This is a genomic window from Flavobacterium sp. M31R6, assembly GCF_013284035.1.
Taxonomy (GTDB): Bacteria; Bacteroidota; Bacteroidia; order Flavobacteriales; family Flavobacteriaceae; genus Flavobacterium.
Window position 1 is genome coordinate 3,669,552 of record NZ_CP054141.1, and the last position, 20,614, is coordinate 3,690,165.

The window sequence follows — 20,614 nt, forward strand, 5'->3', positions numbered from 1 at the left end:
TATAGCTAAAAAATGCTTTTAGAAACAGTTTCTTCAAAGAAGTTATTCTGTTTCTAAAAGCGTTTTTGTTATTTTTAACTACTGTTTACGATTCAAATACTTAAATTAGACTTACTTTTGTAGTCCGACTATATTGTCACATCTTGTTCTTTCATCTATTAAAATGTCTAAACTTGCTGCTCAAAATCAATTTCTTGATTTATCCGATTACGGTAGACCGCTTGCCAAAATATTTGCCAATCAATTAAAAAACACTCGTTTTACCCCTATTCACGTAACCCTTCTTTTTGGTATTTCCGGTCTGATTGCTATCTTTTGTATTTTACAAAATCACTATTTTTTGGCCTCTTTTTTCATTATTTTAAAATCAATAATTGATGCCGCCGATGGTGAATTATCACGAATTAAAAATACACCATCTTACACCGGGAGATACCTTGATAGCGTGTTCGATATAATCTTGAATTTTCTAATTTTGATGACCATTTGCTTTGTGTCAAAAACAACTTTTTGGATAACTTTCTTGGCATTTATCGCGATACAATTGCAAGGCACTTTGTACAACTATTACTATGTAATTTTGAGAAATAAATCTGTTGGAGGGGACACGACAAGTCAAATTTTCGAAGACAAATCCCCGCGTGCATTACCCGGCGAGAGTCAAAAATCAGTCGATATTTTGTTTGAAATTTACACTATCGTTTATGGTGTTTTTGACAAGATTATTCACGCTTTGGACAAAGAGGCCTACAAGGTAAAATCATTCCCAAATTGGTTTATGACTATACTTTCAATTTATGGATTGGGATTTCAATTATTGATAATTGCCGTCCTGCTTTCTTTAAACAGAATCGAATACATTGCCCCGTTCTTTATCATTTACTCTTTTCTTATTTTTGTGCTAATAGCGATAAGAAAAGCGTTTATACAGCCTTAAAACCATCATAATCAAAATCTATCGACACTACTTAAACAACATAAATTCAGTATTTTAAAATAAATCACATCAATAATAATTTGAAGTCACTTTTAACTTATCCAATTTTTAAAATCCGACACCTTTTCTCGACTTACAATCACCTCATCTTCTTTATAAGTTGGCAAAATAATCTTTAATCTGGAGTTGCTGTACACTACAATTTCCTTTATTGCCTTTAGCGGGATAATGAATTTTCTGCTGATTCTGTAAAAATCAGTAGTGTCTAATTCTTGCTCCAAAACTTCCAAAGTGCAGTCCATCAAATAATTTCTGTTGTCGAAAGTGTGAATGTATGTTCCCTTATTTTCGCTAAAAAAACATTCGATTTCATCGGTGGAAATCACCTTGAGGTGCTGCCCTATTTTAACGGTAAATCTTTTTTTGAATGTTTTTTCAAAAGGGTTGGAAAGCATTTTTCGGATCTGTTCAAAATCCAATTGTATGGATTCATTATCTGTCTTTTTTGAAAGCTGAAAACGGTCTTTAAATTTCGTTACCGCCACTTCCAAATCATCTTCGTCGATGGGTTTCAAAAGATAATCAATGCTATTTAATTTGAATGCACGCAATGCATATTCATCGTAAGCAGTCGTGAAAATAACAGCACTTTTTATGTCTGTTTTTTCGAAGATTTCAAATGACAAACCATCCGACAATTGGATGTCCAAAAAGATCAAATCGGGATGTTCATTTTCGGAAAACCAGCTCAAGGCTTCTTCAACAGAATGAAGCATCACTTCTACCTGAACATTTATTTTTTCGAGTTTGCGCTGCAACAATCTTGCCGCCGGTTTTTCGTCTTCTATTATTATTGTGGTCATTCTTTTTTGTTAGTGATTAGAAATTAGTGATTAGTGAATAGCTCTTAGTTGTTATAATTTAAAACTTTAAACCCTTAAACAACATTAAACCTTTAAACCCCAAACTCATTCCCACTTTTGGCTTTTGTCTTTATCCATAAACTCTTTGATTTTTCTTTCTTCCCAGTCGGCACCAAAAAATAGGTCTCTACCAAAAACAGACATTCCATGAGCCACCAAACCGATGCCCCAAAACAAAGCTGTTGAGAATGTTTCCCATCTAAAAAAAACTTCGCTTCCCAATACGCTCCTATTAAAACTAGAGACAATTATAAAAGCATTTACCAAAACATAAACCAGTAAATGAATATAAAACCCTTTGATTCTTTTCACTCTTTTATAAGCCAATTCATATCTAGTGTCTGGATTAAAATTTTCATCCTGAAAATTTTCAAATAACTGTTTTCTATATCTTCCCATTTTGTTTTTATATTATTAATTCCACGTTTTTTTTGCTTGCTCTTCTTTTTCCATATATTCTTTAATTTTTCGTTCTTCCCATTCTTTATTAAAAAACGGTGAATAATTAAAAACTTTCAATCCGTGAAAAAGCACACCAATCCCCCATCCCAATAAAGGCCAAAAGAACCATAAATACTGGGGTGATGTTACTAGATTTAATACTAATAAAAAGCAATTTACCACAATATATGAAATCAAGTTTCCATAAAAACCTTTAATTTCCTCAACCCTTTTTTTCGCTATATAATAGCGTTCTTCTTCTGTATATTGATTTTCCATGACTTTTAAAATTTAGATTTTAATCCCGATAGCTATCGGGATAGATTTTAGATTCGTAATGAATACCGAAAACTGAACACTACTTCCAACTCTGCTTGTTGTTTTCTTTGGCCAATATTTCCTTAATTTTTCTCTCTTCCCAATCGGTTCCGTATCCAAACACCTTAAAAGCATGCATCGTTAACCCAAATCCCCAACCCGCTGCAGAGAACCAGAACCAATGAAATTTTGGCATATAGGTGAGATTAATAAATATTAAAATTGGAATTACACAACAATAAGAAATCAAGTTCCCATAGAATCCTTTGAGTTGTTCTACTCTCTTTTTTGCTCTGTAGTAAGCACTATTTTCGTTGTAATTTGAAGTTGTTTCCATAACGCTAATTTGTTTGGTTAAAATCGGAATCTTAACCGTAAATGTTTTTTCATTTTGTTCGATTAACACTTTTCTATTGGTGATAATTCCATAGCGATCGACAATATTTTGCAATCCTACGCCTTGACGACTTTGAATTACTTCCTTCTTTTGAAAATCATTTTGAATTGCCAAATAATCCCTATCAATAAATATTCTGATGTGCAACGGTTTTTGTTCACTAACCACATTGTGTTTTACAGTGTTTTCCAGAAGCAACTGCAAAGAAAGCGGCACCACTTTGGCCTCTGGATTTATATCTGTTTCCGGTAATTCATAAAACAGACTGTTTTCGAAACGCATTTTCAAAAGATTCATGTACGTTTTGGCAAATGACAACTCTTCGGCAACCGAAACCAGTTCTTTGTCTTTTTGTTCCAAAACATAGCGGTATATTTTGGACAAAGAAGTGGTAAAACGTTGTGCATTTTCTGGATTTTCCTCAATCAATGAACTTAAAACATTCAAACTATTAAAAAGAAAATGTGGGTCGATTTGATTTTTTAAGGTTTCAAACTTGGCATTTGCAGTTCCGGCGATGATTTTTTGCTGAGTTACTTCAGTTTTTGAAGCCTGTTTCCATTTTACCATAAAACTTCTGGCCTGCATAAAAATTGAAACCCCTAATGACAAAATGATGTAAAAGAGATGAATCCAAACCATCCTCTCACTAAAAAACTGATCCAATGGCATTTTTTGTAAAACCACGAAAATGATATAATCGATTCCCAAAACAATCGGAATCGTGTACAAAACAGTAACCAAAATTCCGTAATAAACCCTCAAATTAGTCTGCTCCAACCAATCCCATTTTCTGTCAAGCAAATGATTTAAAAAACCATTTCCAAAACCTAAACCAAAAGAATACAAACAACTCAAAGAGAAGGTTATTAAAACATTTTTTATACTAAAATCACTCCCTAACAAAGCTGAAAAAATAACGGTAAAGACCATAGAAATTTTGAAACATGTAATCGTTCCACTTTTTAAATCAGAAAATGTATCTCTATAGTCTTTCATTATAATCAGCTTAAATTAATTTAATTATTTACAGTTTTTCTGAGCTTCTAATGCTCTATCCAATCCCCATTTTGGAGAAAAAGGCGTTTCCGGTTTAAAAGTAGCAAAAAGTTCGATAGCTTTATCAACTTGTGCACAAAGCGGTTTTGTATCAACACCAGTCCATTTTGCGCCTCCTAACTGATAATCAACTTCACCAAAAACTGCTCTTGGATTATTTGGATTTAAAGTTTTTGCTTTGGCGTAAGCCTCCATAACTTTAGACGAATATTTCATTGCGTTTGTCATCGGATCTATAACAACCCAAGCAGTATAAATCAAACCTTGCATTACGTACAACTCGGAGTTGTTTTGATCTTTTATCATTTCAACATCCAAGACATTCTGTGCTTTGGTCAGCAAAGCAGTAGCTTGAGTTTTATCCTGAGTTCCAAAAGAAGTGGTGGTGTTTACCAGCGCTACATAATAATTAGGCAACCAACTGGTTTTATCTGCAGAAGCAATACGCTCAAACATATCTGAAGCTTCGGTATTTTTTCCTTCTTTCCAAAGCTGAAGTGCCTTTCCCATTCCTTGTTCAAATTGTCCTTGGGCTGAACTTATTACAGCTACAAATAATGCGATAGTGGTGATAATTTTTTTCATTTTGATTTATGTTAAATGGTTATTTTTTAGTTATTGAATTTGATTTCTATTTTTGAATTTTTGTCGATGTTGAATTTGGCATCCTCATATTTTGGAGGTCCCATAAATCCTTTTGCATCGTTCGAGCAGGCAAAATCTTCTGAAGGGATTCCCATCATATTTTTGTCCAATTTTCCGTTGCTGTTTTCATCTTGATAGGTCGATATTCCATATTCTCCTTTTGGAATACCAACAAAAGTAACAATGGCACTGTTGTTTTTAATTTCAGAAGTAATGCTTTTGTAAGTTGATTTCAGAAACGTAGCATCCGAATTGTACAAACCTACTTTTAAAATTCCTGTATTGCTTTTTAAACCTGAAACAGAAACGGTAAGATTGACATTTTGAGCTGATAATAAGCTACAAATGAAAAATGCGATTGCGGTGATGATTTTTAACATGGTCTTTGATTTTTAGTTGTGATTAATGGTGATTGAAACTCTTTTTTTTATTTTTATTGAAATTGTTATTGCTATTGTTATTGCTATTGTTATTGCTTTTATTCTTGAACAAATTTATATTGACATTAGCTCTTTTAAAACTAAATAATACCGAACTGTCAATTTTGATGGATGAATTGTTTTTTTAAGTTTCTAAGTTTCTGAGATGCTAAGGCTCTAAGTTTTTTTCTTAGTAACTTAGAATCTTAGCGACTTAGCACCTTTATAAATTCTTTAACTGATTGTCGTTTTTATTTTTGCTGATGGTCCAAAAGAAACCGATAAAGAAGAATCTGTCCGCTGCCGGTTTGATGGCGCATCTTCTGTATTCTCCATTGGCGTCAGGTCGAACAACATAATTATATCCATACACATTATTTGCCCCTAAAACATTCGAAACCGAGAAATACAAAATCTTTTGAGTAGTCAACAAATAAGCCCAATTGAAGCTCAAATCGTTGTATGATTTTGTTTTTCCGTTCATAAATTGGGTTTCGTTCGGATTGTTATATGGTCTTCCCGTACTAAATGAATTGGTGAAACCCAGTTGGGATTTCCATTCCGGAATCCAATATTTGGTCACTATAGACAAACTATTGTTTGGAACAAAATTGGGAGTCACCTGAGTTGGGTAATTTTTATACAAACGCTCGGTATCTATATACGAATACGAAACCCAATATTCGAGATTCTTGATGGTTTTCCCGTCCCTCCAAAACAAATCCAAACCTTTGGCATATCCTGTTCCATCATTGGTAAATATTGAATTGTAGGCAACTGTAGGACTGTCAAATCGAGTCAGATTACTGTAATCTTTGTAATAGGCTTCAGCTCTAAGTGTACGCCCTTCTTTGCTGTATTGATAATTCAAAATATAATGGGACGCTTTTTCACTCTCAAACTGATTGTTTTTAGAAAACTTAATGTACTCGACACTTGGCGTTTGGGAGAAATCACCATACGCAAAAGACAATTGGCTGAATTTTGCCATTTTATAAGCAAATGAAATTCTTGGAGAAATAGAATTGTCATTTGTTAATTCATTTGCGGAAGCGCGGATACCAACTTTTGCTGCCAACTTTTTCGAAAAGAAAATATCGGCTTCGGTATATAATGCTCCAATGGTGTTGTCATATCCGTAATCAAAGGTGTTCCCTGCGTTTCGGGTAAAATCTTCAGTATATTTGGTAATAAAATAATCGGCTCCAAAAGACAATTTAAAACGATTGGAGATGTTCTTTTTTAATTTCAGCTTCATATTCACAGCATTTTCCACATTACCATAATTATCCAAATCAATGTCCGATTTCACTTGATTATAACCATAACTCAAGCCGGCAGTAATATTCCAATTGGTTCCAAAAAAACCATTGTATGAAGAGTTAAGATAGAAATTATCGTTTTTGGAATCGACCGTGATTTTGTCAATCGAATTGATATTTTCTTGTTTAATAACATATTGAGAAGCGTCAAAAGCAGCATACATCTTAAAAATTCCTCTTTCAAAATTGTATCTGTAGACCATTTCTCCTGACAAAGACTGTGGTGCGCTTTTCCATTCTACATCTTGGGGAACAAGTGCCTGATAAGGCGTTAAATTAATATAGGAAGTATTAATACTAAAAGAACTCTTTTCCCATTTTTGAGTATTTCCAAGACCGACACCTACAGTCATTACTGAGATTTCCGTTTTACTTTGATCTGGCTCATCTATTGTATTCAAAAGCAAAACACTCGATAAAGCGTCGCCATATTCGGCAGAATATCCACCTGTAGAAAAGGAAATACCGCTAAAAAGAAAAGGCGAAAATCGGCTTCGAGTAGGCAAATTATTTGGTGTCGAACCATAAGGCTGCGGCACTCGCATCCCATCGACATACGTTTGGGTTTCATTGGCTTCACCTCCTCGAACGAACAGTCTTCCGTCCTCTCCAACTCTTTGAGTTCCTGGCAAAGATTGCAAAGCAGCCACAATATTTCCTGCCGAGCCAGCTGTAGTTACAATATCCAAAGGTTTCAGTACAGACATGCGGGCTTTGCTTCCAGATTCCAAAGAGCCCGCTGTGATTATTACTGCATCAAGTGCATTGACATTATCCCTAAGTTTAATAGTTTGATTTTGAAAATGCGCTACATCTATAACAATATTTGAAGTTTCGTAAACCAATGAACTTGCTACCAAATTTTGATTTCCTGTGGCCGTGGTGGCAAATGCAAAGTCACCGTTTTCAGAAGTGGAAGCGCCATCATAACTGCCTTCAATATAAACATTGACACCTGCAATTGGAACTCCTTTCTCATTGACAATTTTACCTGAAATAGTGGTTTGCGAAAAAAGTGTGAAACTAAATAAAGAAACGATGGCGAATAAAATGGTTTTCATGATTTTGATCATTTTGATGATTTTGATGAGACAAATATCATCCAGAAAAAAAGGGAATTGAAATTGTTCTGACCCAATTGGGGAAAATTGGGGATGAGTTGTCAATTACTTATTTTGTATCTTAGCTATGAATTGCAAAAAATCATTGATATGTCAGAAAGTAAAAGAATTTCGAATCTATATCAGTCCATTTATGATGGCAATCCGTGGCTTGAAGTCACTTTGACAAACACTTTAAAAGATATAACTGCAGAACAGGCCTACAGGAAAATCAATCCTGATTTAAACACAATCTGGGAAATTGTCAATCATCTCATACAATGGAGAAGGAATATTTTGAGGCGTATGCAAGGAGAAACAATCACAACTCCTGACCATAATTATTTTGTACCCGTTTTAGACCCATCAGAAGTTGCCTGGCACCAATCACTCCAAAATCTGGCAAAATCTCAGGAATTGTGGAATGCTTTTTTTGATGATTTTGACGACAAAGATTTAGAAAAAATATATATTAACAACAATCATACGTATTACGAACATATTCACGGAATAATCCAGCATGATGTTTATCATTTAGGGCAAATTGTTATTCTCAAAAAGTTAATTTAATTTTCATTAATAGACCTTACTATGAAAAATTGTATTCTATTAATCGTTTTTTTGTTCGTTGCTGCAACTGGATTTGCACAAGAAGCTAATCCCACTTATGACGAAAAACTCGCCAAATCCCTGAATGCAGATGAACGCGGAATGAAACAATATGTGTTTTGCATTTTGAAAACCGGAAGCAACACCACAGCAACAGACGAAGAAAAAAACGAACTGTTCAAGGGACATATGGCCAACATTACTCGTTTGGCAAAAGAAGGAAAATTGGCTTTGGCTGGGCCATTTATGAAAAATGACAAAAACTATCGGGGTCTTTACATTTTTAATGTCAGCACGATCGAAGAGGCAAAAGAACTCGTGGCCACAGATGCAGCCGTAAAAGCAAATATTTTTGAAGCCGAATTAACACCTTGGTACGGAACCGCGGCATTACAGGAAATATTGAAGATTCACGAAAAAATAACGAAAAACAAAATCTAGTTTTTTTTAAGAGGTGAGTTCGATTAATAGTCCAAAAGCCATCCGAAGACTGTAAAAAACATTCCAAAACAGGTAACAACTTTACTGAAAATAACAAATCAAAAGATTAATTTAAACAAATATTAATATTATGAAAAAGTTACAATTCAAAGTAAGCATCAATGCACCTGTGACCAAGATTTATGATTTTATGCTTGGCACCAACAGTAAATCAACTTATGAGCAATGGACTTCTTTGTTTAACCCGACATCAACCTATGAAGGAAGTTGGGACAAGGGAAATAAAATTCTATTTCTTGGAGTAGATGAAAAAGGAGAAAAGGGAGGTATGGTTTCCAAGATAGCTGAAAATATTCCCAATCAATTTGTTTCGATTCAACATTATGGCCTTTTTAAAGCTGACAAGGAAATTACAGAAGGACCAGAAGTGGAAAAATGGGCAAACGGATTTGAAAACTATACCTTCGAAGAAAACAATGGGACTACAACCGTTACTGTTGACTTAGACACCGCAGAAGATTTTGTTGATTATATGAAACAGACCTACCCAAAAGCACTAGACAAGTTAAAAGAACTTTGCGAAAAATAACAATTTCAAGAACATCTTAAACCCAGCTATAAAGTTTTTAATAATTCTAAAAAAACAAAAACAAATGCCACACCTCCTAGCAACACTAAGAAATGTTCCTTTTGAAACCATCAAAGAAATTTTGGAAAATGACAGAGCCTTTCACGCTTCGGAAGAAATGTATCTGGAGCATATTTGGCAAAATGTCGATGATGAAAACGAAGTGCTGTTTCTTTTCAGGATAAATTCTATAGTGAACACAAAAAAATTAATTGATAAATTGCATACCAAAGCATTGGAACAAAATCCAGATGCAAATTTACCTAACATGACCTATCTACAATGATTACATTAAACAAAGTACACCACATTGCCATAATTGCTGGCGATTATTCAAAATCAAAACATTTTTATATTGATATTTTAGGATTGACTATCATTCAAGAAATCTATCGTGAGAACCGGGATTCCTATAAATTGGATTTGGCACTCAATGGAAATTTTATAATTGAGTTATTTTCATTCCCAAATCCACCAAAACGAGTTTCCGGTCCGGAAGCGGCCGGATTACGACACTTAGCCTTTGAAGTAAATAATATTCAGGAAACCCGAAAATACATTTTAGAACAAGGCTGCGATGCCGAAGAAATACGCATTGACGAATTTACCGATAAAAAATTCTTCTTCATGGCAGACCCGGATAACACGCCCATTGAGTTTTACGAGAAATAAAAACGACCGTACTCTATTTCTTAAAGAAATCACAAAACATTGTTATTATAACTGGCATCTAATACAATTCCAATTTTCTTTCTTTAGCTTTGTATTCCTAAAAAAATAAAACGGACCTTTTTATCTAGTTTAAAAGGTTCGTTTCTATCAAAATTAATCCAGCCTATCCGGTTTAAATAAAGAAAATGATACAAACAGTACGAAATTTTCAATTCTTAAAACTCCAAAAATTAGTTATCATTTCTATTTTAATTGGTTTTCTTTCGGCTTTTCTGGGAGTTGCTTTAAAAAAACTAACCGAATATTACGAAGAAATATTTGCTCACCAAGCCTCAATTAATCCTTTATATTATATCCTTTTTCCAATCTTTGGATTGTCCGTTATTTATTTTCTTCGGGAGTATCTTTTTAAGAAAAAAGAAAACAAAGGCATCAAGGAAATATTTGAAAGCACCAATTCCAAATCACAGAACTTACCCAATTACAAAATATCCTCCCATTTCATCAACGGATTATTGACCGTGATTTTTGGAGGCTCAACTGGAATAGAAGTTTCTACCGTTGTCGCATCGGCAACCATTGGTTCTGTAGCGCAAAGAAAACAGAATGTCTTCAAAGAATACAAAACCGAATTAATCTGTGCTGGCGTTGCCGCAGGAATTACAGCTTTGTTCAGTAGCCCAATTGCAGGAATTCTGTTTGCCTTAGAAGTTATTTCAAGAAAAGTTACCCGTGCATTCCTAATCAGTAATTTGATTGCAGTTGCTACCGCTTTTGGACTTATTTTTCTGTTAAATGAAAAACCATTGTTTAACGTTATTATTACGACTTGGCATTTAAAGGCAATTCCTTATTTCATCCTTTTGGGAATTTTGGCTGCATTCACTTCCGTTTATTTAACTCGATGTGTATTGTTTTTCAAAGTTCAATTTTCGAAAATAAAAACCCATTATTTCAAAATCATCATAGGTTCGAGTATTTTGAGCATCTCATTACTTTTATTCCCACAACTCTATGGTGAAGGCTATCACGCTATCAAGGAACTAATTGTAAATCCAAACGAAACACAGTTAACATTGTCAATCGTTTTGACATTCATTGGAATCTTAATCCTAAAACCGATAGTTACATCGGCAACCCTGGTTTCGGGCGGCGATGGAGGTGTTTTTGCACCAAGTCTTTTTATTGGTGCTTTTCTTGGATTATTGGTTGCCTTAGTTTTAAACACTTATTTTTCGGCCAATGTTATTCCAATAAACTTCATCATCATCGGAATGGCCGCAGTATTAAGTGCCAGTATTCACGCACCTTTTACATCCATTTTTCTAGTTTGTGGATTAACGAATGATTACACTTTATTCCTTCCTATTTTAGTAGTTTGTCTGATTTCGAAATACACTGCAAAAATGATTTATCCATTTACGGTTTATACTTATTCACCTGGTTTAGCAAAATAATATTCCTCTCATGCCGATTCAAAAAATAAAGCGAACCTATCGCAAAACAAAATACATCCTTTACAAAGAAACTTTAGTTGATTATAAAGAGCAATTTTGGTCATTTTTAGGATCATTTGTCGGCATCGGGGTTCTTGCTTATATACAATCCATCCATTTTAAAGGAAATGATGCTGTTTACTTAATTGGCTCTTTTGGAGCATCGAGTGTATTGGTTTATGGAATTATCCAAAGTCCGTTTTCACAGCCAAGGAATTTGGTTGGAGGACATGTAATTTCGGCTATAATAGGCGTTACCGTTCATAAATTAGTTCCCGATATTATTTGGATAGCCGCTCCCCTAGCCGTTTCGTTTTCCATAATTCTCATGCAAATCACCAAAACTTTGCATCCACCCGGAGGAGCAACCGCACTAATCGCCGTGATTGGTTCCGACAAAATAAAAGCCTTAGGATATATGTATGTGTTTTCGCCTGTTCTAATCGGTGTACTGATTTTACTCCTGACGGCTTTAATTTTTAATAACATGACTCCGAGTCGAACGTATCCGAGTCATTCCACCTACCACAAACACTATCATAAAATCAGAAAACGGTTGACGGGAAAGAAGTAAATTTGTTTCTTTTGGAGCAGAAAAATTTGGTGTTTTCAGCCGGCATTGGTCCCGCACACGAGGCTGAAGGCCGAATTGGCGAAGCAATCCGTTACAATATTATGTACCGAACCCCGGCACATAATGATTTTCACTGCTATCGGGGCTAAAGAAAGAGATTTCGCTTTTTTGTAATTATCCAAAAAATATCACGAAGATGCTCAAAGGAGACGCAAAGATTCACAACGAAAATAAAGAATTCTTTAGATTGATATAAAAAACTTTGCGAAGCTTTGTGTCTTCTTCGTGTTCCTTTGTGTTCCTTTGTGAAATAAAGTCTTGGGATTAATCAAATCAGCTTCCAACAAAATCTTTTCAACAAAACCCAATTCATAAATTTGAAATCTAAAATTAAACTTTACATTTGCTCTTTCAATAAAAACAAAGATTATGGTTTATAAATTCAGAGTCATTCTAGATGCCGAGGAAGACATTTTTAGAGACATAGCAATACTTGCAGAAGACACTTTAGAAGATTTACACAATGCTATTTTCAATTCATTTGGCTTTGACGGAATGGAAGTTGCTTCTTTCTATACCTGCGACGAAACTTGGAATCAAGAAGATGAGATTTCTATGTTTGATACGGGAGATGTTCCTGGTGAGCAAAAAATCATGAGTGATTATCAATTATCTGACATACTTGACGAGCAAAATACCAAGATTATTTATGTTTACGACTTTATCAATATGTGGACTTTCCTAGTGGAACTTGCTGCTGTCGAAGAACAAATTGTAGGTAATACGTATCCAGAAACTATATTTTCTCACGGAGAAATGCCAGACGAAGCTATCGAGAAAAACTTTGAAGCCGATATGCATGATGATATCTATGGCGAATTTGAAGACGATTTAGACGAAGACGATCTAGACATGTTCGAAGGAGACGATAGTTTTGAAGACTATGGCTTTGAGGAGAATTGGAATTAGTTTTTTTGAGTCGCTAAGTTGCTGAGGTGCTAAGTTTCTAAGTTTTTTTTTAAAAATTTGTAGGTTTTTTTACTCAAAAAGATAATAACTTAGGAGCTTAGAAACTTACTAACTTAGAATCTTAGAAAAAAATGAGCAACTTTAGAAAACTATTAGTTTGGCAGAAAGCCATGTCATTGACAACAAAAATTTACGACAATACCAAAACATTTCCCAAGGAAGAAATTTTCGGCTTAACATCACAAATAAGACGGTGTTCCGTTTCAGTCCCTAGTAATATTGCAGAAGGAATTGGAAGAGATGGTAAAAACGAACTCTTAAGATTCCTCACTATTTCTGTAGGTTCTTTATTTGAACTGCAAACTCAATTAGAAATTGCCAAAAACATACATTTTTTAAAAGAAGAAGAATTTATTAACCTATATGAGGATAGTCGAGAAGTGGAAAGAATGTTGATTGCTTTCATAAAAAAAATAAAAGAACGCGATTAAAATCTCAGAAACTTAGCAACTTAGTCCCTCAGAAACTCAAAAAAAATGATCAACCTGTACAACACGCACATTGAAACGTTATCCATACACCGTGTGGGAAACATGAGTCGTAACGAGCCTCTTTTTTTATCGGAAGAACCTTTTAGATTAAACGATGAGATTGTACCATTGATGAAAGAGTTTTTCTTTAAACCGTTTAAGGAAAAAGAAGAAAATTACTTTCAATTTGCTCACGAAGTGGATTTGGACTACAATGACATGTTTAAATATGCTACTGAAATTTTCAACAATCCAAGTGCTTTGCATGATGTTTCCAAAAAGATGACCAACCACCTTTTTGAACAATCAAACCACCCGCATATCAAAAATGGTGAAGTATATGTAACTTATTTGACCAATTTAAGTATTGACAACAATGTAGTTGATGCCATCGGTATTTTCAAAAGTGAGATCCAATCCGACTTTTTACAGTTTGAAGAAAAAGGAACACAATTGGAAATGATATTGCAACATGGAGTAAGCTTAAGCAAACTGGACAAAGGTTGTTTGATTTTTAATTACAAAAAAGAAGAAGGATACAAAATTCTATCGGTTGACAGCAATCGTTATGATGCCAGATATTGGTTGGAGCATTTTCTATCGGTAGATGCATTTGAGGATGAAAATTTTATCACCAAAAAATACTTGAAATTCTGTCAAGGTTTTGCTAAAGATGTTGTTTTCCCTGCCGAAGACAAAAAAGAAGAGGTAATGTTTATGAATCGTTCTGTAAATTATTTTGCAAAAAACGATCAATTTGAAGAAACCAATTTCTTGAATGAAGTACTGGACAACCCAGACTTGATTCCAGAATTTAAAAATTATAAAGTAGACAAAGGAGAAAAATACAGTATTGAAGACGTAACCTCTTTCCCTATTGCCAATGCAGCGGTAAGCGACGCCAGAAAATCAATTAAGAACGTAATCAACCTTGATACTCATATCCAAATAAAAATGGATTTTATTAATCCTGAAAGTGCCGAAAAATTTGTGGAAAAAGGATGGGACGAAGAAAAACAGATGTATTACTATTTGGTTTATTTCAATAAGGAAGAGAAATCTTAATAAGTATTCGTAAAGAATTATTTCAATAAAATCACAATCCCCAACTGCTTAGATAGTTGGGGATTTTTTTTAACAATAAACTCTATCGATTTTATATAAATAACATTATTGTAAGATTTACACTTCTTTCAGTAAAAAAACACGCATTTCATCGGTTTTATTTGAATTATAAGTGTTTTTTTTATACGTTTGTTGAAATTTATAACCCCCACACTATGAGCTTCTTAGATTTTATGTCGAAATTTGTCGATAAAAAAACTGCCTGTTCCATTTTTGGCCACAAAATAGTGACTGTCAGAAACGTAACAGGTCATTTCAAAGAATATAAATGCACCGTTTGTCAGGTTGAATTAACCAATGATTTACAGGACAGAAAAACATTTCTAACTCCTGAGTTAAAAAAAATAAATGAAACTTTATTGAATCATTACACTAGAAAGAGACTTTCGTCAATGTAATTGTTTTAAAATATTTTCTCTAAAATCCAGGTCTGAATAAATTGGAGCTATTGAAATTTCTGGTAACAAATTCAAAAGCGGCACTCAATACATTCCCCATTGATTTTGCATTTTTAAAATTCATGTCGTTCGTGTAACGATACAATTCCAATTTGAGTTTATTCAAGTTTTCTTCTGTAGAGATATTGTCATTACCCATAATTTTCATCAGAATCTTAATCCTGCTTTCGGCAGTATTAATTCTTTTGGCCAATGCCGAGCGCTCTTCATTTTTATATTGTTCTATAGAACGATCCTGAAGTTTGTTCTTTATATTTTGAATCATAGGATAGTTTTCTTTGAAAAACTGAGGTCGATACACTTTAAAATTTCCTTCATAACATTGTTGGTCAAAGTCAATTGGTCTAATTTTATAGACAACTTGATCAAAATCATGAATCGGAATAACAACATAATTATACGATCTCATATCTCCCAACAAACGAATCATACAACGCTCATTGAACTTTACAAATTCTTTGGCAATTTGTGCCTTTTCGGTTTCAGAACATTTATTCAATAAAGTTTGCATAAAAACGTCCCCCGGAATTCCAGTGATATGCTCTTCTATCAAAGTATCTTTAAATACCAAAAAATTAATTTTGTAAGGAGAGAGAAGATGCTCTAATTCTAAACCATAAACTCTGGATGCATCGGCTTTTTTGATGTAAAAATAAGTGTAGTTGTCATTCAAAATATTTCTGACTTTTATTCTAAATGGCTTTGAGTTTCCAAAAGTACAATAGTCAATTGCATCAACATTCAAGTACTTCAAAATATCGGTATTACCATCGGAATACAATAATGAATATACTTTCTTAAGATTCAAATCGATCTCTTCTCGTTCAAACTCATTATAATATACCCTAATCCATAAGGTATCCTGATCATTTTTATCAAAAACACTTATTGCACCCGAAAATCGCAAAAGGTCATCATAAACAACAGGTTCTTTGGATACAAGATCAAATCGCTCCAGATAATTCATTAATGAACTATTTATAGGATAACATGGTTTTTTAAAAAACATTAAAGGCGCCTCACTCATTTCAGGTAGATTTGTTACAAATTTACATCAATACGGTTGTTTATTCAAGGTCTTTCCCTTTTTAAATCAATAAAAGCATTTGATTTTAAGCTGCTAAACAGTTTCTTACCATCTCACAAACCAAGATTCCTCAGTAGAAAAAATGTCACGAAGATTCGCAAAGGACGCGCAAAGATGCGCAAAAGGAAAAACGAATTCTATAAATGGCCCATAAAAATCTTTGTGAAACTTTGCGAATTCTTCGTGGTCCTTTGCGTAATAAAATCTAATGCTGATTCTGGGATAAATGTGTTCTAAATGAAAATATTCGAATCCTTAGAGTAACAAAAACAAAGCAAACTCGTCCTATACAAAAAACACTTACTAATTTGGAAACAATTCTTTCAATACATAACCTCAACAAGCGTTATGGCAGTCTTCAAGCTTTAAAAAATGTTTCGTTAGAAATAAAAAAAGGCAATGTTTATGGTATTCTAGGCCCAAATGGAAGTGGAAAATCGACTACTTTGGGTATCGTTCTCAACGTAGTGAACAAAACTTCTGGTGAATACAGTTGGTTTGATGGAAATCTTCAAACACATGAAGCTCTGAAAAAAGTGGGAGCGATTATTGAAAGACCCAATTTTTACCCTTACATGACCGCTCAGGAAAACCTGAAATTGGTTTGTAAAATAAAAAACATCAATTACTCCAAAATTCAGGAGAAATTAGAATTGGTAGGTCTCAACGATAGAAAAGACAGCAAATTCAGCACTTTTTCTTTAGGAATGAAACAACGTTTAGCCATTGCTTCTGCCCTGTTAAATGATCCTGAGATTTTGATATTAGACGAACCTACAAATGGACTAGATCCTCAAGGAATTCATCAAATAAGGGACATCATCAAACAAATTGCTTCAAAAGGCACGACCATTTTATTGGCTTCACATTTGTTGGACGAAGTCGAAAAAGTATGTACTCATGTTATGGTTTTAAGAAAAGGAGAAATTCTTTATACCGGCCCTGTTGATGGTATCTCTGCCAATGAAGGATTCTTCGAATTGCAGGCGGATGACATTGACAATTTAGTTCGAGTATTGAATACCCATCCAGCTGTTGAAAAAATTACTGCATCCGAAGGGAAAGTTTTGGTTTACTTAAAAACAAAATTAGAGTCCAAAGATTTGAATCAGTTTCTATTTTCCAACAACATCTGTTTAAGCCATCTGGTAAAACGTAAAAACAGCTTGGAAGAGCAGTTTTTAGAATTAACGAAACAATAGCAAAAAGGCAATAGCAAATGTCAATTTCAATGGCAATGGCAATGCAAAAATCTAAAATTAAAAACATGAAACGATTACTCTCTATAGAATTACAAAAAATATGGCTAAACAAAGCAAGTCGTGTCTTGACTTTGACCTACTTTATATTACTTTCTTTTATTGCTTTGATTGCCTCCATTAGGTTTGACATTGGTAACATTCATTTTCAAGTTGCCGAAATGGGTATTTTTAATTTCCCTTATATCTGGCATTTCAACACTTATATTGCCGCTATTTTAAAACTCTTTTTGGCTATTGTGATTGTTTCGATGATGGCGAATGAATACAGTTACGGCACTTTAAAACAAAACCTAATTGACGGATTAAGCAAGAAAGAATTTATACTTTCTAAATTCGTAACCATAGTATTGTTTTCATTATGCTCAACTGTTTTTGTTTTTGTAATGACCTTAATTCTTGGTTATAGCTTTTCGTCATATACTGAAATTGGTATTGTCTTTTCTGATTTAGAATATGTCTTAGCCTTTTTTATAAAGTTGGTTGGATTTTTCTCTTTCTGTTTATTCTTAGGAATATTGGTAAAACGATCCGCTTTTGCATTGGGATTTTTATTGGTTTGGAATATTATCGAAGCCATTGCAAAAGGAATTTTGAACTTTCGTCTTTTTCCGGAAGGCAAAACAGCAGGCTATATCACTCAATTTTTTCCATTGGAAGCAATGTCTAATTTAATATTAGAGCCATTTTCCAGATTATCGCTTATTAAATCAATTGGCGACCAAATGGGCGTTGAAAATCTCAAGGATTATAGTGTTCCTTTTTCCGCAATTGTAATCGTTTTATGTTGGACCATTATCTTTCTATTCCTATCCTATAGAATATTAAAAAACAGAGATTTGTAGTATATTTGTTTCTATGAATCCTCCGAAGTTACTAGTACAAATTATTCTTTTGTTCACCTTGGGCATTGTAAATGCTCAAGTCATAACTGTAGATGATACCCAAACTGCTCAACAACTAATTGAGAATGTTTTGGTAAAAAGTACTTGTGCCAATGTTTCCAATTTCAATGCAACGGGAGACAACTTTACATCTGGTCAAAACAGTTATGCTTATTTCAATGCCGGTACCAGTAATTTCCCCCTTAAAGAAGGGGTTTTATTGAGTACGTCAAGCAGTAAAGAAGCTATTGGGCCATATCAAAACCAAAAAGGAGTAGGAAGTCCATCGTGGAAAGGAGATACCGATTTAGATCAAACATTAGGTATAACCAGCATTAACGCCACTGTACTCGAATTTGATTTTGTTCCTTTAACCACTTCCATCAGTTTCAATTACATTTTTGCATCCAATGAATACCAACTGTATTTTCCTTGCGAATTTTCGGATGCTTTTGCTTTTTTGATTAAGGAAAAAGGAAGTACAGATAACTATAAAAACATTGCCGTATTACCTGGAACCACAACCCCAGTATCTTCCAAAAATGTCCATCCTACCATAAATAATGTAGTAGATGCATTAGGAACCTCTCATTCAGGATGTCCTGCTATAAATGAATCCTATTTTGGCGGCTATAATAACGCGTCAAGTCCAATTAATTATAGTGGACAAATTGTAAAAATGAATGCCCATACTGATGTAATTATCGGTAAAACATATCATATCAAATTAGTGATTGCCGATGATAAATACCAATATTATGATTCAGCCATATTCTTGGAAGCAGGAAGTTTTTCGGCAGATATCGACTTAGGGCCAGATCGTACCGCTGCAACGAACAATCCTTTGTGTTATGGCGAAAATTTCACAATTGACACCAAACTCCCGACAAATTATGCTTACGAATGGTATAAAGACGGTTCAACAACTCCAATTCAAGGTGAAACAAAACCAACTCTTACTATTTCTGATGCTGGCACTTATAAAGTAAAAGTTACTTTAACTCCAGCGACTTGTACCGCCGAAGATGAAATAAAAATAGAATATGCGCCTCAAATCACTGTAAACAATACAACTTTATATCAATGTGATGATAACGGCGATGGAATCTCGGTATTTGATTTAACCAAAGTCGATAACATCGTAAAAAACAATGATCCAAAATTGACAAAATTGGTTTATTATAAATCGTTGTCTGATGCCCAAAATGAAATAAATCCAATAAAGAATCCATCGACCTATACTAATTCGGTTCCCAATGAAATTCTTACTGCCCGAGTAAGCAATGACTTTGGTTGTACTAATTATGCCCAATTGAATTTATCGATATCCAATAATCCCATCGCAACACAAAATCCAATAGAAAGTTGTGATGCAGATGCATTGCAGGATGGGATAACACAATTTGATTTGAATGCAAAAGTTACACCACAAGTGATTAATGGATTAGCTTCTGGTTTGACTGTTGAGTATTACCTAAATCAAATCGATGCCATTGCTCAAAAAAACCAATTACCCAATCTTTTTACCAATACAGTTCCAAATCAACAAATCATTTATGCCCGGATTGTTAATGGTCCGGATTGTTATAAAATCACTCCTGAAACACTTGTTGTAAACACTTTTGATCCACCCAATTTTCAGGACGAAACAACTGGACTATGTGATGGTTCCAGCAAAGTTTTGACTGTTGATAGCGGATTTTCCAGTTATCTATGGAGTAATGGCGCAACAACCAATACAACAAATGTGACATCTCCAGGAGAATACACAGTAATTGTAACAAGCTCAAAAGGGTGCCAAAAAACAAAAAAATACATCGTTACCCCTTCTGGCATTGGAACTATCACTGATGTAGCCGTTTCTGATTTTGCCGGATCCGAAAACTCCGTCTCACTGTCATATTCAGGTAATGGAGATTACGAATTTTCACTAGATGGTAATTTTTACCAAGACAGTCCAATTTTTAAAGGGCTCAGTGCTGGAATCTATTGGGCTACAGTGAGAGACAAAAACGGTTGTGGCACTTCTGTTCCCTACAAAGTCTATGTGTTAGATTATCCTCGTTTCTTTACACCAAATAATGATGGATTTAACGATATTTGGAAAATTAAAAATCTGGAAGCTCTCCCAAAATCAACCATAACGATTTTTGACCGCTATGGAAAATTATTAAAACAGCTCAACGCCACAAGCAATGGCTGGAACGGAACTTATACCGGAAAAGACCTTCCTTCAGATGATTATTGGTTTTCCATAACTTTTGAAGACGGAAAAATAATAAAAGGTCATTTTTCTTTAAAAAGATAGCTTTTATCAATAT

Annotated in this window: 23 protein-coding genes; 15 read left to right on the forward strand and 8 right to left on the reverse strand. The window is 34.0% G+C overall.

The features are described 5' to 3' along the window. Positions 1–163: 163 nt before the first annotated feature. Complete coding sequence (locus tag HQN62_RS15140) at positions 164–937, forward strand: CDP-alcohol phosphatidyltransferase family protein (RefSeq protein WP_173505009.1); 774 nt, start codon at positions 164–166, stop codon at positions 935–937. 92 nt (positions 938–1,029) lie between these two features. On the opposite strand, the gene HQN62_RS15145 is transcribed toward HQN62_RS15140, so the two are convergent. The 7 genes from HQN62_RS15145 to HQN62_RS15175 form a co-directional block, all read right to left on the reverse strand. Further along, positions 1,030–1,800 (reverse strand): LytR/AlgR family response regulator transcription factor, encoded by a 771-nt coding sequence (locus HQN62_RS15145; protein WP_116797624.1) that lies wholly within the window; start codon positions 1,798–1,800, stop codon positions 1,030–1,032. Between the two features lie 105 nt (positions 1,801–1,905). Continuing rightward, positions 1,906–2,259 carry a 2TM domain-containing protein gene (locus HQN62_RS15150; RefSeq protein ID WP_173505010.1) on the reverse strand — a complete coding sequence of 118 codons (354 nt, stop codon included), beginning with the start codon at positions 2,257–2,259 and terminating at the stop codon, positions 1,906–1,908. Positions 2,260–2,274: 15 nt separating this feature from the next. After that, positions 2,275–2,580: a 2TM domain-containing protein gene (locus HQN62_RS15155; RefSeq protein ID WP_173505011.1), complete on the reverse strand. Its 306-nt coding sequence runs from the start codon at positions 2,578–2,580 to the stop codon at positions 2,275–2,277. A 79-nt stretch (positions 2,581–2,659) separates the two neighbouring features. Next, positions 2,660–4,015 (reverse strand): 2TM domain-containing protein, encoded by a 1,356-nt coding sequence (locus HQN62_RS15160; RefSeq protein WP_116797621.1) that lies wholly within the window; start codon positions 4,013–4,015, stop codon positions 2,660–2,662. A gap of 24 nt (positions 4,016–4,039) precedes the next feature. Continuing rightward, on the reverse strand, positions 4,040–4,660 hold the full coding sequence (locus tag HQN62_RS15165; protein WP_116797620.1) for a hypothetical protein: 621 nt from the start codon (positions 4,658–4,660) through the stop codon (positions 4,040–4,042). A gap of 26 nt (positions 4,661–4,686) precedes the next feature. Beyond that, positions 4,687–5,100 (reverse strand): DUF2141 domain-containing protein, encoded by a 414-nt coding sequence (locus HQN62_RS15170; RefSeq protein ID WP_173505012.1) that lies wholly within the window; start codon positions 5,098–5,100, stop codon positions 4,687–4,689. A gap of 262 nt (positions 5,101–5,362) precedes the next feature. Then, positions 5,363–7,522: a TonB-dependent receptor gene (locus HQN62_RS15175; RefSeq protein ID WP_173505013.1), complete on the reverse strand. Its 2,160-nt coding sequence runs from the start codon at positions 7,520–7,522 to the stop codon at positions 5,363–5,365. 150 nt (positions 7,523–7,672) lie between these two features. On the opposite strand from HQN62_RS15175, the gene HQN62_RS15180 reads away from it, so the two are divergent. The 11 genes from HQN62_RS15180 (at position 7,673) to HQN62_RS15230 (ending at position 15,003) form a co-directional block, all read left to right on the forward strand. Beyond that, positions 7,673–8,131 carry a DinB family protein gene (locus HQN62_RS15180; RefSeq protein WP_173505014.1) on the forward strand — a complete coding sequence of 153 codons (459 nt, stop codon included), beginning with the start codon at positions 7,673–7,675 and terminating at the stop codon, positions 8,129–8,131. Positions 8,132–8,152: 21 nt separating this feature from the next. Further along, a complete protein-coding gene (locus tag HQN62_RS15185) occupies positions 8,153–8,611 on the forward strand; it encodes a YciI family protein (protein ID WP_173505015.1) in 459 nt (152 codons plus the stop codon). Between the two features lie 130 nt (positions 8,612–8,741). Further along, entirely contained in the window at positions 8,742–9,200 is a 459-nt protein-coding gene (locus tag HQN62_RS15190; RefSeq protein ID WP_173505016.1) for an SRPBCC domain-containing protein, read from the forward strand. 64 nt (positions 9,201–9,264) lie between these two features. After that, complete coding sequence (locus HQN62_RS15195; protein WP_173505017.1) at positions 9,265–9,525, forward strand: hypothetical protein; 261 nt, start codon at positions 9,265–9,267, stop codon at positions 9,523–9,525. After that, positions 9,522–9,911 carry an SMU1112c/YaeR family gloxylase I-like metalloprotein gene (gene gloA2, locus HQN62_RS15200; RefSeq protein WP_173505018.1) on the forward strand — a complete coding sequence of 130 codons (390 nt, stop codon included), beginning with the start codon at positions 9,522–9,524 and terminating at the stop codon, positions 9,909–9,911. The genes HQN62_RS15195 and gloA2 overlap by 4 nt, the downstream gene beginning before the upstream one ends. A gap of 185 nt (positions 9,912–10,096) precedes the next feature. Further along, the gene (locus tag HQN62_RS15205) at positions 10,097–11,368 is read left to right on the forward strand and encodes a chloride channel protein (RefSeq protein WP_173505019.1); all 1,272 of its coding nucleotides are present in this window, start codon (positions 10,097–10,099) and stop codon (positions 11,366–11,368) included. 10 nt (positions 11,369–11,378) lie between these two features. Next, on the forward strand, positions 11,379–11,981 hold the full coding sequence (locus HQN62_RS15210) for an HPP family protein (RefSeq protein ID WP_173505020.1): 603 nt from the start codon (positions 11,379–11,381) through the stop codon (positions 11,979–11,981). A 429-nt stretch (positions 11,982–12,410) separates the two neighbouring features. Further along, complete coding sequence (locus tag HQN62_RS15215) at positions 12,411–12,950, forward strand: IS1096 element passenger TnpR family protein (protein ID WP_111408949.1); 540 nt, start codon at positions 12,411–12,413, stop codon at positions 12,948–12,950. A gap of 131 nt (positions 12,951–13,081) precedes the next feature. Continuing rightward, positions 13,082–13,441, forward strand: a complete 360-nt coding sequence (locus tag HQN62_RS15220) for a four helix bundle protein (protein ID WP_116797611.1) — start codon at positions 13,082–13,084, stop codon at positions 13,439–13,441. Positions 13,442–13,486: 45 nt separating this feature from the next. Continuing rightward, a complete protein-coding gene (locus tag HQN62_RS15225; RefSeq protein WP_173505021.1) occupies positions 13,487–14,545 on the forward strand; it encodes a nucleoid-associated protein in 1,059 nt (352 codons plus the stop codon). 215 nt (positions 14,546–14,760) lie between these two features. Continuing rightward, positions 14,761–15,003 (forward strand): hypothetical protein, encoded by a 243-nt coding sequence (locus tag HQN62_RS15230; protein ID WP_111408951.1) that lies wholly within the window; start codon positions 14,761–14,763, stop codon positions 15,001–15,003. A gap of 19 nt (positions 15,004–15,022) precedes the next feature. Here the strand turns inward: HQN62_RS15230 and HQN62_RS15235 are convergent, their stop codons facing one another. Beyond that, positions 15,023–16,090 (reverse strand): hypothetical protein, encoded by a 1,068-nt coding sequence (locus HQN62_RS15235; RefSeq protein WP_173505022.1) that lies wholly within the window; start codon positions 16,088–16,090, stop codon positions 15,023–15,025. Positions 16,091–16,458: 368 nt separating this feature from the next. Between HQN62_RS15235 and HQN62_RS15240 the strand changes: the two genes are divergently transcribed. From HQN62_RS15240 to HQN62_RS15250, 3 genes are all read left to right on the forward strand, one after another. Then, the gene (locus HQN62_RS15240; protein ID WP_173505023.1) at positions 16,459–17,352 is read left to right on the forward strand and encodes an ABC transporter ATP-binding protein; all 894 of its coding nucleotides are present in this window, start codon (positions 16,459–16,461) and stop codon (positions 17,350–17,352) included. Between the two features lie 65 nt (positions 17,353–17,417). Next, entirely contained in the window at positions 17,418–18,254 is an 837-nt protein-coding gene (locus tag HQN62_RS15245) for an ABC transporter permease (RefSeq protein WP_116798494.1), read from the forward strand. A gap of 13 nt (positions 18,255–18,267) precedes the next feature. Then, complete coding sequence (locus HQN62_RS15250; RefSeq protein WP_173505024.1) at positions 18,268–20,601, forward strand: choice-of-anchor L domain-containing protein; 2,334 nt, start codon at positions 18,268–18,270, stop codon at positions 20,599–20,601. The last annotated feature ends 13 nt before the right edge of the window (positions 20,602–20,614 follow it).

Coding starts and splice junctions, on each gene's coding strand:
- HQN62_RS15140 (WP_173505009.1), top strand. CDS start 164: ATGTCTAAACTTGCTGCTCAAAATCAATTTCTTGATTTATCCGATTAC.
- HQN62_RS15145 (WP_116797624.1), bottom strand. CDS start 1,800: ATGACCACAATAATAATAGAAGACGAAAAACCGGCGGCAAGATTGTTG.
- HQN62_RS15150 (WP_173505010.1), bottom strand. CDS start 2,259: ATGGGAAGATATAGAAAACAGTTATTTGAAAATTTTCAGGATGAAAAT.
- HQN62_RS15155 (WP_173505011.1), bottom strand. CDS start 2,580: ATGGAAAATCAATATACAGAAGAAGAACGCTATTATATAGCGAAAAAA.
- HQN62_RS15160 (WP_116797621.1), bottom strand. CDS start 4,015: ATGAAAGACTATAGAGATACATTTTCTGATTTAAAAAGTGGAACGATT.
- HQN62_RS15165 (WP_116797620.1), bottom strand. CDS start 4,660: ATGAAAAAAATTATCACCACTATCGCATTATTTGTAGCTGTAATAAGT.
- HQN62_RS15170 (WP_173505012.1), bottom strand. CDS start 5,100: ATGTTAAAAATCATCACCGCAATCGCATTTTTCATTTGTAGCTTATTA.
- HQN62_RS15175 (WP_173505013.1), bottom strand. CDS start 7,522: ATGAAAACCATTTTATTCGCCATCGTTTCTTTATTTAGTTTCACACTT.
- HQN62_RS15180 (WP_173505014.1), top strand. CDS start 7,673: ATGTCAGAAAGTAAAAGAATTTCGAATCTATATCAGTCCATTTATGAT.
- HQN62_RS15185 (WP_173505015.1), top strand. CDS start 8,153: ATGAAAAATTGTATTCTATTAATCGTTTTTTTGTTCGTTGCTGCAACT.
- HQN62_RS15190 (WP_173505016.1), top strand. CDS start 8,742: ATGAAAAAGTTACAATTCAAAGTAAGCATCAATGCACCTGTGACCAAG.
- HQN62_RS15195 (WP_173505017.1), top strand. CDS start 9,265: ATGCCACACCTCCTAGCAACACTAAGAAATGTTCCTTTTGAAACCATC.
- gloA2 (WP_173505018.1), top strand. CDS start 9,522: ATGATTACATTAAACAAAGTACACCACATTGCCATAATTGCTGGCGAT.
- HQN62_RS15205 (WP_173505019.1), top strand. CDS start 10,097: ATGATACAAACAGTACGAAATTTTCAATTCTTAAAACTCCAAAAATTA.
- HQN62_RS15210 (WP_173505020.1), top strand. CDS start 11,379: ATGCCGATTCAAAAAATAAAGCGAACCTATCGCAAAACAAAATACATC.
- HQN62_RS15215 (WP_111408949.1), top strand. CDS start 12,411: ATGGTTTATAAATTCAGAGTCATTCTAGATGCCGAGGAAGACATTTTT.
- HQN62_RS15220 (WP_116797611.1), top strand. CDS start 13,082: ATGAGCAACTTTAGAAAACTATTAGTTTGGCAGAAAGCCATGTCATTG.
- HQN62_RS15225 (WP_173505021.1), top strand. CDS start 13,487: ATGATCAACCTGTACAACACGCACATTGAAACGTTATCCATACACCGT.
- HQN62_RS15230 (WP_111408951.1), top strand. CDS start 14,761: ATGAGCTTCTTAGATTTTATGTCGAAATTTGTCGATAAAAAAACTGCC.
- HQN62_RS15235 (WP_173505022.1), bottom strand. CDS start 16,090: ATGAGTGAGGCGCCTTTAATGTTTTTTAAAAAACCATGTTATCCTATA.
- HQN62_RS15245 (WP_116798494.1), top strand. CDS start 17,418: ATGAAACGATTACTCTCTATAGAATTACAAAAAATATGGCTAAACAAA.
- HQN62_RS15250 (WP_173505024.1), top strand. CDS start 18,268: ATGAATCCTCCGAAGTTACTAGTACAAATTATTCTTTTGTTCACCTTG.